This window comes from Hymenobacter duratus, from assembly GCF_014698995.1.
Taxonomy (GTDB): Bacteria; Bacteroidota; Bacteroidia; order Cytophagales; family Hymenobacteraceae; genus Hymenobacter; species Hymenobacter duratus.
The window spans coordinates 811,007-824,081 of sequence record NZ_JACWZZ010000002.1 but is presented as its reverse complement, the minus strand read 5'-3'; the positions used below and the strand labels follow the sequence as shown (position 1 = coordinate 824,081).

General features: G+C 58.8%; 12 protein-coding genes. 3 read left to right on the top strand and 9 right to left on the bottom strand.

The genetic code is table 11. From position 1 onward, the window contains the following. Positions 1-164: 164 nt before the first annotated feature. On the top strand, positions 165-1,262 hold the full coding sequence (locus tag IC231_RS11425) for a chorismate mutase (protein WP_190784630.1): 1,098 nt from the start codon (positions 165-167) through the stop codon (positions 1,260-1,262). Between the two features lie 5 nt (positions 1,263-1,267). Here IC231_RS11425 and IC231_RS11420 read toward each other — a convergent pair whose 3' ends face one another. The 3 genes from IC231_RS11420 to IC231_RS11410 form a co-directional block, all read right to left on the bottom strand. Next, a complete protein-coding gene (locus IC231_RS11420; RefSeq protein WP_190784629.1) occupies positions 1,268-1,750 on the bottom strand; it encodes a hypothetical protein in 483 nt (160 codons plus the stop codon). Positions 1,751-1,771: 21 nt separating this feature from the next. Next, entirely contained in the window at positions 1,772-2,083 is a 312-nt protein-coding gene (locus IC231_RS11415) for a hypothetical protein (RefSeq protein WP_190784628.1), read from the bottom strand. Between the two features lie 157 nt (positions 2,084-2,240). Continuing rightward, positions 2,241-2,696, bottom strand: a complete 456-nt coding sequence (locus IC231_RS11410; protein ID WP_190784627.1) for a hypothetical protein — start codon at positions 2,694-2,696, stop codon at positions 2,241-2,243. 127 nt (positions 2,697-2,823) lie between these two features. On the opposite strand from IC231_RS11410, the gene aroB reads away from it, so the two are divergent. Then, positions 2,824-3,864 (top strand): 3-dehydroquinate synthase, encoded by a 1,041-nt coding sequence (gene aroB, locus IC231_RS11405; RefSeq protein WP_190784626.1) that lies wholly within the window; start codon positions 2,824-2,826, stop codon positions 3,862-3,864. Positions 3,865-3,925: 61 nt separating this feature from the next. Then, positions 3,926-5,191: a 3-phosphoshikimate 1-carboxyvinyltransferase gene (locus tag IC231_RS11400; protein ID WP_211539001.1), complete on the top strand. Its 1,266-nt coding sequence runs from the start codon at positions 3,926-3,928 to the stop codon at positions 5,189-5,191. Positions 5,192-5,198: 7 nt separating this feature from the next. On the opposite strand, the gene IC231_RS11395 is transcribed toward IC231_RS11400, so the two are convergent. From IC231_RS11395 to IC231_RS11370, 6 genes are all read right to left on the bottom strand, one after another. Further along, positions 5,199-6,008 carry an ABC transporter substrate-binding protein gene (locus IC231_RS11395; protein WP_211539000.1) on the bottom strand — a complete coding sequence of 270 codons (810 nt, stop codon included), beginning with the start codon at positions 6,006-6,008 and terminating at the stop codon, positions 5,199-5,201. An 11-nt stretch (positions 6,009-6,019) separates the two neighbouring features. Next, on the bottom strand, positions 6,020-6,898 hold the full coding sequence (locus IC231_RS11390; protein WP_190784624.1) for a glycosyltransferase family protein: 879 nt from the start codon (positions 6,896-6,898) through the stop codon (positions 6,020-6,022). Positions 6,899-6,956: 58 nt separating this feature from the next. Then, complete coding sequence (locus IC231_RS11385) at positions 6,957-8,027, bottom strand: M42 family metallopeptidase (RefSeq protein WP_190784623.1); 1,071 nt, start codon at positions 8,025-8,027, stop codon at positions 6,957-6,959. 59 nt (positions 8,028-8,086) lie between these two features. Further along, positions 8,087-8,599 carry a GNAT family N-acetyltransferase gene (locus IC231_RS11380; RefSeq protein ID WP_190784622.1) on the bottom strand — a complete coding sequence of 171 codons (513 nt, stop codon included), beginning with the start codon at positions 8,597-8,599 and terminating at the stop codon, positions 8,087-8,089. Between the two features lie 9 nt (positions 8,600-8,608). Further along, positions 8,609-10,177: an acyl-CoA carboxylase subunit beta gene (locus tag IC231_RS11375; RefSeq protein ID WP_190784621.1), complete on the bottom strand. Its 1,569-nt coding sequence runs from the start codon at positions 10,175-10,177 to the stop codon at positions 8,609-8,611. 189 nt (positions 10,178-10,366) lie between these two features. Beyond that, entirely contained in the window at positions 10,367-12,988 is a 2,622-nt protein-coding gene (locus IC231_RS11370; protein WP_190784620.1) for an ATP-dependent Clp protease ATP-binding subunit, read from the bottom strand. Between the last annotated feature and the right edge of the window lie 87 nt (positions 12,989-13,075).

Genomic DNA, 13,075 nt, shown 5'->3' with positions numbered 1-13,075 from the left:
GTAGTAGCTTTGGGCGGGTAGTTTGGAAAGGCAAATATAACCGTTAAACAACGGTTGAACGGGCCTGGTTACTCAGGCGGCCAGCTACTGCCAACGTAGTTTCGTTCGGTTTCATTCCGCCTGGCCGCTTCTTCGGCCCTTTCGTTTTCCCTTCTGTTGCCCCTATGAATACCCAGCCCGACAACGACACTTTTTTTACGCGCCGTCTGGCCGCGAAAGGCAATCCGTTGTTGATTGCGGGGCCCTGCTCAGCCGAAACGGAGGAGCAGGTGATGACTACCGCCCGCGGCCTGCAGGCCCTGGGCAACATCGACCTGTTTCGGGCCGGCATCTGGAAGCCCCGTACCCGTCCCGGCTCGTTCGAGGGAATGGGCAGCGTCGCACTGCCGTGGCTACGCCGGGTAACGGCCGAAACCGGCCTGCCTACCGCCATTGAGGTAGCCACGCCCCGCCATGTGGAAGAGGCGCTGGCCCACGGTATTGAGGTGCTCTGGATAGGGGCCCGCACGACAGTCAACCCGTTTGCGGTGCAGGAACTGGCCGACGCGCTGGCCGGAACCGGCGTGCCGGTGATGGTGAAAAACCCCGTGAACCCCGACGTAGCGCTGTGGGCCGGGGCACTGGAGCGGCTGGAGCGGGCCGGCATCACCGATCTGGCGGCTATTCACCGGGGCTTCAGCACGTTTGCACCTTCGCGCTACCGCAACGCCCCCACCTGGATGCTACCTATCGAGCTGAAAACCCGCTTTCCGCACATTCCGCTCATCTGCGACCCCAGCCACATCGGGGGCCGCCGCGACCTGCTGCTGCCCATTGCCCAGAAAGCCTTGGACCTGGATTACGAGGGGCTGATGATTGAAACGCATCCGGACCCCGACCATGCCCTTTCGGATGCGGAGCAGCAGGTGACGCCCCAGCGCCTAGGCGAAATTCTAAGCGAGCTGAAATACCGCTACCGGTCGTCTAACAACGCAGAATACCTCAACAAGGCGGAAGAGCTGCGCCATAAGATGGATGTGGCGGACCGCGAAATTATTGAAGCACTGGCCCGCCGCATGGCTTTGGTAGGAGAGCTGGCCGAATACAAGAAGGAGAACAACGTGAAGATTTTGCAGCTGGACCGCTGGAACGACATCTTCACGTCGAGGCCGGAGTGGGCCAAACGGGCCGGGGTGAACGAAAAATTCGTGGCGGAACTCTACAAGCTGATTCATGTGGAGAGCATCCGGCGGCAAACCGAAATCATGCAGCGGCCCGAATAGCCCCGCTATTCATCGTGCCAGGTATAGGATTCGTAGTAGCCCCCGTCCGTGCAGGCACTTTCCCCGACCAGGGAAAGCGTGCGGCCGGTAGCCGTAGTTTCCACCGTATAGGACTTTCGTTCGTTGTTGGGGACCTGGGGCTCGGAAGTAAACGTGACCAGGGGCAGTACCAGCTGCGGGCTTCCGCAATGCAGGAAGGTGCCGTTAGAAAGCTGATACGAGACCTGGCTGTGGGCCTGCCCGCTGTGGCGGATAGTGAGCTGCCCATCGGCTCCAAAAACCAGCTGCCGCGAGAAGCCTGTCGTGGCAGGCGAAACTACAGGGCCTTCGGTTACATTACGCTCCCATTCCCAATAGCCCTGGTCCTGCGCCAGTACGTCGTAGTTAGCCGGTAAGTCGCCGGGCTCGGTGGGGCGGCAGCACAGGGCCGCCATGTTGGTCAGGCAGATTACGGCGAGAAACGTGGCGGATGTAAAGCGTTTTAGCATTCGGATAATTGGTTGAATTCTTTATCGATTGGACCCCTCATAAGAGCTGCTGCAACCGTCGGCGGTTTCCTCCGAAAGAGTCAGCGTGTTGTTCTGGATTTCGTACCGAAGCTCCCGATTGTCGAGGCTGATGTAGTCGGCGGTTTCCTGGCTGAACGCCGAATAATGGCGACTGAGACTGTAGGCAGTGTTAGACTGTAAGGCGCCGTTGCGGTAGAGTTGTGCCCGGCCCGCCAAGTCCAGCAGCAGCACCTCCGAGTAGCCAGTGGTAGCCGGGGAGCTGGCACCGCTCCAGCCGCAGAAGCTGCTCTTCCACTGCCAGCTTCCTGCCAAAGCTGTAGGGCCTGGCGCAGCGTCCTCTTTTTCGCAGCCGCTGCACAGGCAGCAAAGCAACAGTAGCCTAGGTAGGAAACGCATAGAATACAGAGAGGTATGTTGATATATGATAGGAGCCAGACGCGCCGCAGAAAGTTGCAGGGGGCTGCAAAAACTATAGGGGCCGTGGCACAACAGTGGAAATGGCCCCTTCGGCAGGGAGCCGGGTGTAGCTGTGGCGGGCTGCTTTGCCGCGCATTTCCTGCAGGTACAGCATATTGCCTGCCACAGAATAATACTGGCTGCCTTCGTAGCCACGGTAAAGAATGATGTGGCGGCCGGCCCGCCGGAAGCCCCCACGAATGTGCCGTACGGTGAAAGCAGCCGCACTCGTCAGGCTGCCATCCTGGTAGAAGCGGGCCCAACCGCGCCGGTCAAATTCGACCACCATCTGATGGCCCGTGCTGGTTGGGGTGAGGGCGGGCGTGCTGCCGCCAGAGGTCTGTTGCCATTCCCAGCGGCCCACCAGCTGCTGTTCCATCGGGGGCAGGGCATCCCGGTTGCAGGCACCCAAAAACAAGCCGGTAGCCAGCGTTGCAGACAGCAAAAAGCGAGGAGTAGAGAATAGCATAATCCAATAGGTTGTAAGTTTCGTTTAGATGATCAGAATAGCCTCCCTAAAGTTGCATAACAACGGGCTATTTTTGTACTGAAAAGAGGGGTCTGTCTGAAGTTAATTTTCTTAAAGCAAGTTTAAGTTGAATAAAACCCTGTGGATTGGAGCAAATGCCTTGCCAGAATTGGCCGAAATGCTGCGGCAGCCGGCCGTGAGTCAGGTTTTTGTATTGACTGATGCCAACACTGGCCGGCTATGCTACCCTTTGCTGTTGCCCTACCTGCCCAGCGAGCATACAATTATCGAGCTGCCGGCGGGAGAGGAAGCCAAGACGCTGGCCTCCTGCGAAACCGTCTGGAATGAGCTGACCGGACGCCGGGCCGACCGGCATGCGGTGCTCGTGAACCTGGGGGGCGGCGTACTTACCGATTTGGGCGGGTTCTGTGCCGCGCTGTACAAGCGTGGAATCCGGTTTGTGCAGGTGCCTACCACCCTGCTGGCGCAGGTAGATGCCAGTGTAGGCGGCAAAACCGGTATTGACTTCCAGGGATTCAAAAACCAGTTGGGCGTATTCCAGGAGCCGGCTGGTGTATTCATCGACCCCCGGTTTCTGCACACGCTGGATCCGCGCCAGCTGAAATCGGGGTATGCGGAAGTGGTAAAGCACAGCCTGATTGCCGATGCGGAAGCATTTCGGGTGCAGCGCCGCACGGGCATGCTCCTGGAAGACTGGACCAGCACGATCGAAGCCTCAGTGGCGCTGAAAAAAGAAATAGTAGCCCAGGATCCATTGGAAGCCGGCCCGCGCAAGCTCCTGAACTTCGGCCACACTGTGGGGCACGCGTTGGAAAGCTACCTGCTCACGCAGCCGGGCCGCGAAATTCTGCATGGCGAGGCAGTAGCGGCCGGTATGGTCTGTGAGGCCTGGCTGTCGGTGCAGAAAGGCCTGCTGAGCGCAGAAGAACTGGACCAGATAGAAACGTTCCTGTTTTCGGTGTTTGACAAGGTGCAGTTTGTGTCATTAGAAACCGAGGCCATTGCGGAATATGCGTGGCAGGACAAGAAGAATGCCGGGTCCATCATCAACTGTACCTTGCTGCACGGCATCGGTCGGGGCGTCTACGACCAGCCCGTTACTGTGCAGGAGCTGGCCGATTCGCTGCGCTACTACCACCGCCTGTAGCCACGTTTTGGCCGTTTCCGGCTGCCAGCCCATTGTTCAACAACGACCAACGCGCCCTGCTTTGGCTCACAGATTTATTGCCATCAACTCTTCCCTCACGCTCAACTGGGCTTCTGGCCCGCTACGGGGCACGGCCCATCTGCCCGCTTCCAAAAGTGAAAGCAACCGCGCCCTGATTCTGCAGGCTCTGGCCGGCGGCGGCACGCTCAGCAACCTTTCCGACGCCAACGACACCCAGCTCATGCAACGCCTGCTGGCAAACGCTGCAGCGGCGGAATTTGATGCCGAAGACGCCGGCACGGTAATGCGCTTTCTGACGGCCTATCTGGCCGTAACCAACCGCCGTGCCCTACTCACGGGCACTGCCCGAATGCAGGAGCGGCCCATTGCCATCCTCGTAGATGCGCTTCGCCAGCTTGGTGCCGAAATAGAATATGACGGCCAGGATGGCTTCCCGCCACTGCAGCTGAAAGGTTGGCACTACACCAAAACCACTCCCGAAGCCGAGGAAATGGCCGAGCTGACAGTGCGCGGCGACATCAGCAGCCAGTACATTTCGGCGCTGCTGATGGTAGGGGCTACGCTGCCGCACGGATTGCGGCTGCACCTGACAGGCAAAGTAGGCTCAAGGCCCTATATCCGGATGACGCTGGCCCTGATGCAGCATTTTGGGGGCAACTGCCGCGACCTGGGCACGGCGGTAGAAGCCCGCCCCGGTGCCTACCAGCCCACCGACTACACCATTGAATCCGACTGGTCGGCGGCGAGCTACTGGTACGCCATGGTGGCGCTGGCCCCGGCCGGCTCCTGGGTGCAGCTGCCCGGTCTGCGCCGCTATTCCTGGCAAGGAGACCAGGCCATTGTGAGCATCATGGAGAAGCTGGGCGTAACGACGGAGTACCTTGCCGATGGTGTGCGGCTCATGCAAACTGCTGCTACCGAAGCTTTCACGCAGGATTTCACTGACTGCCCTGATCTGGCCCAAACCGTGGCCGTAGTAGCTGCCGCGCTGCAGGTGCCCGTGCTGATGACTGGTCTGGAAAGCCTGCGCATCAAGGAAACCGACCGGATTTTTGCCCTCCAGACCGAACTGGCCAATTTCGGTGCGTTTCTGACGGAGGAGAGTGAAGGCCACTTCCGCGTGAGCTCTGACAACTTTCACGTAAGCGGCCAGACCGTTGCCACGTACCACGACCACCGTATGGCCATGGCCTTCGCACCGCTGGCCTTGCGTGGGACGCTCACCATCGAGGCTCCGCAGGTAGTGCGCAAGTCCTATCCGCAGTTCTGGGCCGAGCTGGAAAAAGCCGGCTTCGGCGTGGAATAGAGGGCTGTCAGGCCGGCAGGGAGTTCAACTTTCGGAAATAGGCCGCCGACAGCCGCAGGCGGCTTCCGTACCAACTGAACAGCTCCCCATCCACGATGCGCACTGCGGCAGCCCGGCAAAGTGTCCGGAACTCGGCCAAATGCTTCTCCTGGAACGGATACGGCTCGGAGGAAAGCAGAATCTGTTCGGGTGCCGCCTTCTGCAGCTGCTCCGGCGTTATTTCGGGGTAACGCGCCAGGCTCGCGAATACGTTGCGGAAGCCCGCCTGCCGGAGCATTTCATCAATAAAAGTGCCCGTGCCAGCCACCATATAGGGCTTGCGCCAGATGAAATACGCGGCTGGTATGAGCTTCGTAGGCTGCGGTAGTTGCTCAAATGAAGCTGCAATTTCGGCGGCCAGGGCCTCGGCCGCGTCTTTGCGGCCGCCAATAAGGCCCACCCGCCGGATCATATCCAACGCCTCGGCCAGCGTGCTGATGTCGCTCATCCAGACCGGATAGTGCGCCGCCAGCTGCTCAATGCCTTCCTGGTAGTTTTCTTCCTTATTGCCGATAATCAGGTCGGGTTTGAGCGCGGCAATCTGCTCGAAATCGAAATTCTTGGTGCCGCCTATGATGGCGGCCTGCTGCCGCGCTTCCGCCGGATGAATACAGAACTTCGTGACGCCCACCACGTGCTGCCCCAGGCCCAGCGCATGCAGCAGCTCCGTCTGCGACGGCACCAGCGACACGATGCGGCGCGGCGGAAACGGCACGGCCACGCGCCGGCCCATCTGGTCCGTAACGGTGAGCGGCGGCAGTAGGGGAGGAAGCTGCATGTGGCCCGCCGCTATACGAGCCGGAAGTTGCGGAACTCGAAGAACCGCTTGCCCGTCAGCTTCTCAACCCAGTACAGAAAGCGGTATTTGGGCTTATCGAAGCGCTTTTTGCTCACGTCGATGTCTACCTGCCAGTTCTGGCGGGCTATGCGCTCCTGCATCACGGCCGGGTGCGTGCCCCGGAATATTTCCAGGGAGTCGTAGTCGTCGAAATTAAAGACGTCGGCGGCCGCCAGCGGATGCTGGTCGGGGCTTGCGTCGCCGGCCCAGAAACGGCCCAGATTCTTCATCTTGGTGAGCATCTGTTGCGGGTTTTTCACCCAGCCGTAGTGATACACGGAAGCATTGGCCGGCTTCACGCGGAGCTTCTCGCCATTCGCCTTGCGGAAGCCCTGCGCATCCTTATAAGACCGGATAGCGGCATCATTGCGGATGACGCGCACCTCACGGCCGTACCAGCGCCGACTGTCCCCGATATAGTCGTAGGTGCCGTAAAAGTGCGTGTAGTTGAACAGCAGACCTTCCACGCGCTTGTCGGTGAGGTGCTGCTCGGCGGCCTGCCGGATGGCCGCGTGGTATTGCTCGTGCACTACCTCATCGGCCTGAATGTAAAAAGCCCAGTCAGCGTCGGGGCTGATCTGGAGGAACGCCTTGTCGGTTTCCACGGCCAGCACGGTGCCGTTGGTTTTCAGCGCCGGGTCCCACACCGAGTGCACAATGCGGATTTTGGGCGAGCCGATGGCTAGGATCAACCCCTCGGTATCATCCTCACTATCCCCGACACTCACCACCATTTCATCCACGACCGGCAGGATGGAGCGAATAGCTTCCACCACCGGATAATCGTTGATGACGGCGTTGCGAATGATGGTGAAGCCGGAAATTTTCATGGATCTGCCTGAAAAAAACCGGTCCTCCTGAGCAGCACCCAGAAGGACCGGTTGCGCTTTAGCTGAAGTAGCGGAAATCATGCCCGTCCTCGATGCGCAGGAGAGTTTCGTAGATGAGCTTGGTCACGCTATCCACATCATCTTTATGGACGGTTTCCACGGTGGTATGCATGTATTTGAGAGGCAGCGAAATAAGGGCGGCTGCCACGCCGGCGCCGGAGTAGGCAAAGGCATCGGTGTCGGTGCCGGTGGCGCGGGTAGCAGCGGCCCGCTGGAATGGAATTTCAGCCTTTTGCGCTGTTTCGATGATCAGGTCGCGCAGGTTGTTCTGCACGGCCGGGCCGTAGGTAATCACCGGACCTTTGCCGCAGAAAATGTCACCCGAAGTCTTTTTCTCGTACATCGGCGACTGAGTATCGTGGGTCACGTCCGTGATGATGGCCACGTCCGGATTGATGCGGTGCGCTACCATTTCGGCCCCGCGCAACCCGATTTCCTCCTGCACGGCATTCACGATGTAGAGGCCGAAGGGCAGGGTTTTGCTGTTCTCTTTCAGCATGCGGGCCACTTCCGCAATCATGAAGCCGCCTACCCGGTTGTCGAGGGCGCGGCCCACGTAGAACTTGTCGTTCATTACCATGAACTCATCTTCGAACGTGACGACGGAGCCCACATGAATGCCCATCTGCTCGACCTCCTCCTTGCTGGAAGCGCCGCAGTCAAGAAAGACCGTTTCGATGGTTGGAGCCTTGTCCTGCTCTACTTTGCGCACATGGATGGCCGGCCAGCCGAACACGGCCTTTACAATGCCCTTGGCCGTGTGAATGTTCACGCGTTTGCTGGGTGCCACCAAGGGGTCGGAGCCACCATTGCGGCGCAGATAAAGGAAGCCCGATTCGGTGATGAAATTGACGAAATAGCTGATTTCGTCGGCGTGGGCCTCAATCACCACTTTGTACTTGGCGTCGGGGTTGATGACGCCGACCACTGTGCCGTAAGTATCCACGAAATACTCGTCGATATACGGCCGGATATAGTCCAGCCATATTTTCTGACCTTCCTTCTCGAAGCCGGTCGGAGAAGGGTTGTTGAGGTACTTCTGAAGGAAATCGAAGCTTTCCTGACGCATGAAACAAGGGCTCAGAAAGGTAAAAAATAGGAAAATGAGCTACAAAGAGTGGTTTGCCACTACGGTGATTCAAGTACGTGCCACGCCATCGGAATGTCGGCTTCCAGACCGTTTGAGCCAGCCACCCGGCCTTCAAAACGGCCTTCCTGCCGGAACCCGAGTTGCTCGTAGAGCGCTATAGCCCGAACGTTGCTTTCGCGCACCAGCAGCTCTACGCGGCGCACCTGCGGAAACGCCGTCTGTACGCGGGCCAGCAACTCCTCAAACAACCGCCGGCCGATGCCCTGGTTCTGTACTGCGGCATCTACGGCAACTGTAATGTCGCCGAGCACGTGCGCGAAAATCTGCAGGCCGGACCAATACGTGTGGATTTCGGCTACGAGATGCCCGTTTTGCTCGGCCACCAGCGCTACGCCCCGGGCCAGACTACGGCTCAGAAAATGCTGCACATACTCGTCCGTAATTTCTGCCGGCTGCCGGGCCAAACCGCCACTTTCCCGCGACACGCGCTGGTACAGGCTGCGGATAGCCGGGGCATCTTGCAAAACCGACGGACGAATCTGAACTGACATAGGGGAGGCCTACAGCGGAATGTTGCCGTGCTTCTTGCGGGGCAGCGTGTCCACTTTGTTTTCGAGCATCTTGAACGCCCGAATCAGCTTCTGGCGTGTCTGCGAGGGTAGAATTACTTCGTCCACGAAGCCGCGGTGGGCGGCACGGTACGGCGTGGCAAATTTCTGCTGATACTCATCTACCTTCTCCTGCAGCTTGGCTTCGGGGTCCTCGGCAGCGGCAATCTCGCGCTTGAAGATGATTTCGGCGGCACCTTTGGCACCCATTACCGCAATTTCGGCAGTAGGCCAGGCGTAGTTCATGTCGGCCCCAATGTGCTTGCTGTTCATCACGTCATACGCCCCGCCGTAGGCTTTGCGTGTGATGACGGTAATGCGCGGCACGGTGGCTTCGCAAAAGGCGTAGAGCAGTTTGGCGCCGTTGGTGATGATGCCGCGCCACTCCTGGTCGGTGCCGGGCAGGAAGCCTGGCACATCTTCCAGCACCAGCAGCGGAATGTTGAACGAGTCGCAGAAGCGCACGAACCGGGCGGCTTTGGTAGAAGCGTTGATGTCGAGCACGCCCGCCAGCACCGCCGGCTGATTGCCCACGATACCGATGCTCCGGCCACCTAAGCGGGCAAAACCTACCACTATATTCTCGGCGAAATTCTGATGCACTTCCAGGAAGGTGCCGGCATCAATGATGCCTTCAATCACCTCCCGCATGTCGTAGGGCTGGTTGGGGTTCTCCGGGATGATGGTGTCCAGCACAGCGCGGCTTTCGTCCTGGCCAGCTTCGTAAAGTACCGCGGGGGCTGTTTCCTCGCAGTTCTGGGGCATGTAGCTCAGCAGCTGCTTGAGGTGGTTGATGCAAGCTACTTCGTTGGCGCACGAAAAGTGCGTGACGCCGCTCTTGGCCGAGTGCGTACTGGCACCGCCCAGCTCCTCGCTGGTCACGTTTTCGTGGGTTACCGTCTTTACCACGTTCGGCCCGGTCACGAACATGTAGCTCGTGTCCTCCACCATCAGGATAAAGTCGGTGATGGCCGGCGAGTACACCGCGCCGCCCGCGCACGGCCCCATAATGGCCGACAGCTGCGGTACCACACCCGAGGCCAGCGTATTCTTATAAAAGATATCAGCGTAGCCACCCAGGCTCACTACGCCTTCCTGAATCCGGGCCCCGCCCGAGTCGTTCAGGCCGATAACCGGGGCTCCGTTCTTCATGGCGAGGTCCATGATTTTCACAATTTTCTCGGCGTGCGTTTCGCTCAGCGAGCCGCCAAACACCGTGAAATCCTGCGAAAACGCGTACACCAGCCGGCCGTTTACGGTGCCGTAGCCTGTTACTACCCCGTCGCCGAGGTAATACTCTTTGTCCAGACCGAAGTCTTTAGAGCGGTGCATTACAAACTTGCCGATTTCCTCAAATGAGCCTTCATCGAACAGCAGATCAATCCGCTCCCGGGCCGTGAGCTTGCCTTTCTTGTGCTGCGCATCAATGCGGGCCTGGCCACCGCCGAGCAGGGCCTCCTGGTTTTTGCGGTCGAGAATTTCGAGTTTGCTTAGTTGGGCGTCAGCGTGCGGATCGGACATGCGGGGTGGGCTTGAGGAAAGTCTATGTAGCTACTTAGGTCAGGAATCCAAAGGTAACGTATGGGCAAAGAAAAGCCGCACCAGAATTGTGCGGGCGGCAACTGGTCTTTATTACTACTTACTAGCTGTATAAATATAAAGCGGCCGGCCCCTTCACAGGAGCCGGCCGTTTCTATGTATTCCAGACGATTACTCGCCCTTCTTCTTGGTGTCCTTCGGCTCGTCGTCCGTTGGCTCGGGAGCTTCCTCCGGCCGCTCGTCGCTGGCAAGGTTCTGCGGCTCGCCGCTCTTGCTCACGGCGAAGGTCAGCTCTTCCGCGCCTTCCGCATAATCAGCCGTGATAACGTCGCCCTGAGCAATTTCCGCTTTCAGGATTTCCTCGGCAATCGGATCTTCGATGTACTTCTGGATGGCCCGGTTCAGCGGACGCGCGCCATATTTGGGGTCGTAGCCTTTTTCGGCCACGAAGTCCTTGGCAGCATCAGTTAGCTCCACGCGGTAGCCCAGCGTCTGGATACGGCCCAGCAGCTTGGCCAAGCTGATGTCGATAATCTTGTGGATATCCGACTTCTCCAGCGAGTTGAACACGATGACGTCGTCCAAACGGTTCAGGAACTCGGGCGAGAAGGTTTTGCGGAGGGCATTGGTGATGGTGCCCTTTGTCAACTCGTCCATGTTCTCCTGGCGGGCCTTGGTGCCGAAACCGATACCGGCGCCGAAGTCGGCCAAATCACGCGCCCCAATGTTCGAGGTCATGATGATGATGGTGTTGCGGAAGTCCACCTTGCGGCCCAGGCCGTCGGTCAGGATACCGTCGTCGAGCACCTGCAGGAGCAGGTTGTACACGTCGGGGTGTGCCTTCTCAATCTCATCAAGCAGGATAACCGAGTACGGCTTGCGGCGGATTTTCTCCGTCAACTGGCCGCCCTCTTCGTAGCCCACGTAGCCGGGAGGCGCGCCCACGAGGCGCGATACGCTGAACTTCTCCATGTACTCCGACATGTCAATCCGCACAAGCGAATCCTCTTTGTCGAAGAGGTAGGTAGCCAGCACCTTGGCCAGCTCGGTTTTACCTACACCGGTCGGGCCGAGGAACACGAACGAGCCGATGGGCTTCTTCGGGTCTTTCAGGCCCACGCGGGTGCGCTGGATGGCTTTCACGAGTTGCTTGATGGCCTTGTCCTGCCCGATTACGCGACCCTGCAGCTCTTCGCCCATTTTCAGGAGCTTGGCGCTTTCGTTCTGGGCCACGCGCGAAACGGGAATGCCGGTCATCATGGCAATTACCTCGGCCACATTCTCCTCCTTCACGGTGTAGCGCTTCTTCTTAGTCTCCTCTTCCCAGTCCTTTTTGGCTGATTCGAGCTGATCAATAAGCTTCTTCTCCGTGTCACGCAGCTTGGCGGCCTCTTCGTACTTCTGGCTTTTCACCACGCGGTTTTTCTCCACCTTGATGTTCTCAATCTGCTCTTCGAGCTTGAGAATATCCTCGGGCACCACGATGTTGTTGATGTGTACGCGGGCACCGGCCTCATCAAGAATGTCGATGGCCTTGTCCGGCAGAAACCGGTCTGACATGTAGCGGTCCGACAGCTTCACGCAGGCCTCGATGGCCTTGTCGGTGTACACCACGTGGTGGTGGTCCTGATACTTGTCCTTGATGTTGTGCAGAATTTCAATCGTCTCCTCAGGCGTGGTGGGGTCCACCATCACCATCTGGAAACGACGGGCCAGCGCGCCATCCTTCTCGATGTACTGGCGGTACTCATCAAGCGTGGTAGCACCGATGCATTGAATTTCGCCGCGGGCCAGGGCCGGCTTGAACATATTGGAGGCATCCAGCGAACCCGAAGCCCCGCCAGCACCCACAATCGTGTGCAGTTCGTCGATGAACAGAATCACGTCGGGCGACTTTTCCAACTCGTTCATCACGGCCTTCATACGCTCCTCGAACTGGCCACGGTACTTGGTACCAGCCACCAGCGAGGCGAGGTCGAGCGTAACTACTCGCTTGCCGAACAGCACGCGCGACACCTTCTTCTGAATGATGCGCAGGGCGAGGCCTTCGGCAATGGCCGTTTTACCAACGCCGGGCTCACCAATCAGAATCGGATTGTTCTTTTTGCGGCGGCTCAGAATCTGAGCTACACGCTCAATTTCCTTTTCGCGGCCCACAATCGGGTCGAGCTTGTCTTCCTCGGCCAGCTTGGTCAGGTCGCGGCCGAAGTTGTCGAGCACGGGTGTGCGCGACTTTTCGGTGCCTTTCTTGGGCGTAGCGCCGGCACCGGCACCGCCGCGGCCTGCACCACCCCCGAAGAGGCGGTCATTGTCGTCGTCGTCGGCTTCGGGGCCGCTGGTAGGGTTGTTCGCCGTGTTACCGTGGTAGTCCAGCGAATCGCGCACAGATTCGTAGTTCACGTTGAATTTGCTGAGAATTTGAGACGAAATGTTGTCTTCGTCGCGCAGGATCGAGAGGAGCAGGTGCTCCGTCCCGATAATCTCGCTCTTGAAGATCTTGGCTTCGAGATAGGTAATCTTGAGGACTTTCTCGGTTTGTTTCGTCAGCGGGATGGAGCCGGTAATGCTCGTGCCCTGCGTGGCCGTGTTGCGGGTGGCTTGCTCGAGGGCGTATTTGAGCTCGTCCACGGATACGCCCAATTTCTTGAGCAGACCGATGGCCGTGCCTTCCCCTTCGCGAATCATGCCCAACAACAGGTGTTCGGTGCCGATATAGTCGTGCCCGAGCCGGATGGCCTCTTCCCGGCTCAGGGAGATGACCTCCTTGACTCGATTTGAGAATTTAGCTTCCATGCAGATAAGGTAGTGAAGAAAAACGGTACCCCGCAAACAGGCTGAAGGCCTCAGCAGCGGGTTGGGCCGATATAATCTGAAACAGAT

Coding starts and splice junctions, on each gene's coding strand:
- IC231_RS11370 (WP_190784620.1), bottom strand. CDS start 12,988: ATGGAAGCTAAATTCTCAAATCGAGTCAAGGAGGTCATCTCCCTGAGC.
- IC231_RS11425 (WP_190784630.1), top strand. CDS start 165: ATGAATACCCAGCCCGACAACGACACTTTTTTTACGCGCCGTCTGGCC.
- IC231_RS11395 (WP_211539000.1), bottom strand. CDS start 6,008: ATGCAGCTTCCTCCCCTACTGCCGCCGCTCACCGTTACGGACCAGATG.
- IC231_RS11385 (WP_190784623.1), bottom strand. CDS start 8,027: ATGCGTCAGGAAAGCTTCGATTTCCTTCAGAAGTACCTCAACAACCCT.
- IC231_RS11380 (WP_190784622.1), bottom strand. CDS start 8,599: ATGTCAGTTCAGATTCGTCCGTCGGTTTTGCAAGATGCCCCGGCTATC.
- IC231_RS11390 (WP_190784624.1), bottom strand. CDS start 6,898: ATGAAAATTTCCGGCTTCACCATCATTCGCAACGCCGTCATCAACGAT.
- IC231_RS11410 (WP_190784627.1), bottom strand. CDS start 2,696: ATGCTATTCTCTACTCCTCGCTTTTTGCTGTCTGCAACGCTGGCTACC.
- IC231_RS11375 (WP_190784621.1), bottom strand. CDS start 10,177: ATGTCCGATCCGCACGCTGACGCCCAACTAAGCAAACTCGAAATTCTC.
- IC231_RS11420 (WP_190784629.1), bottom strand. CDS start 1,750: ATGCTAAAACGCTTTACATCCGCCACGTTTCTCGCCGTAATCTGCCTG.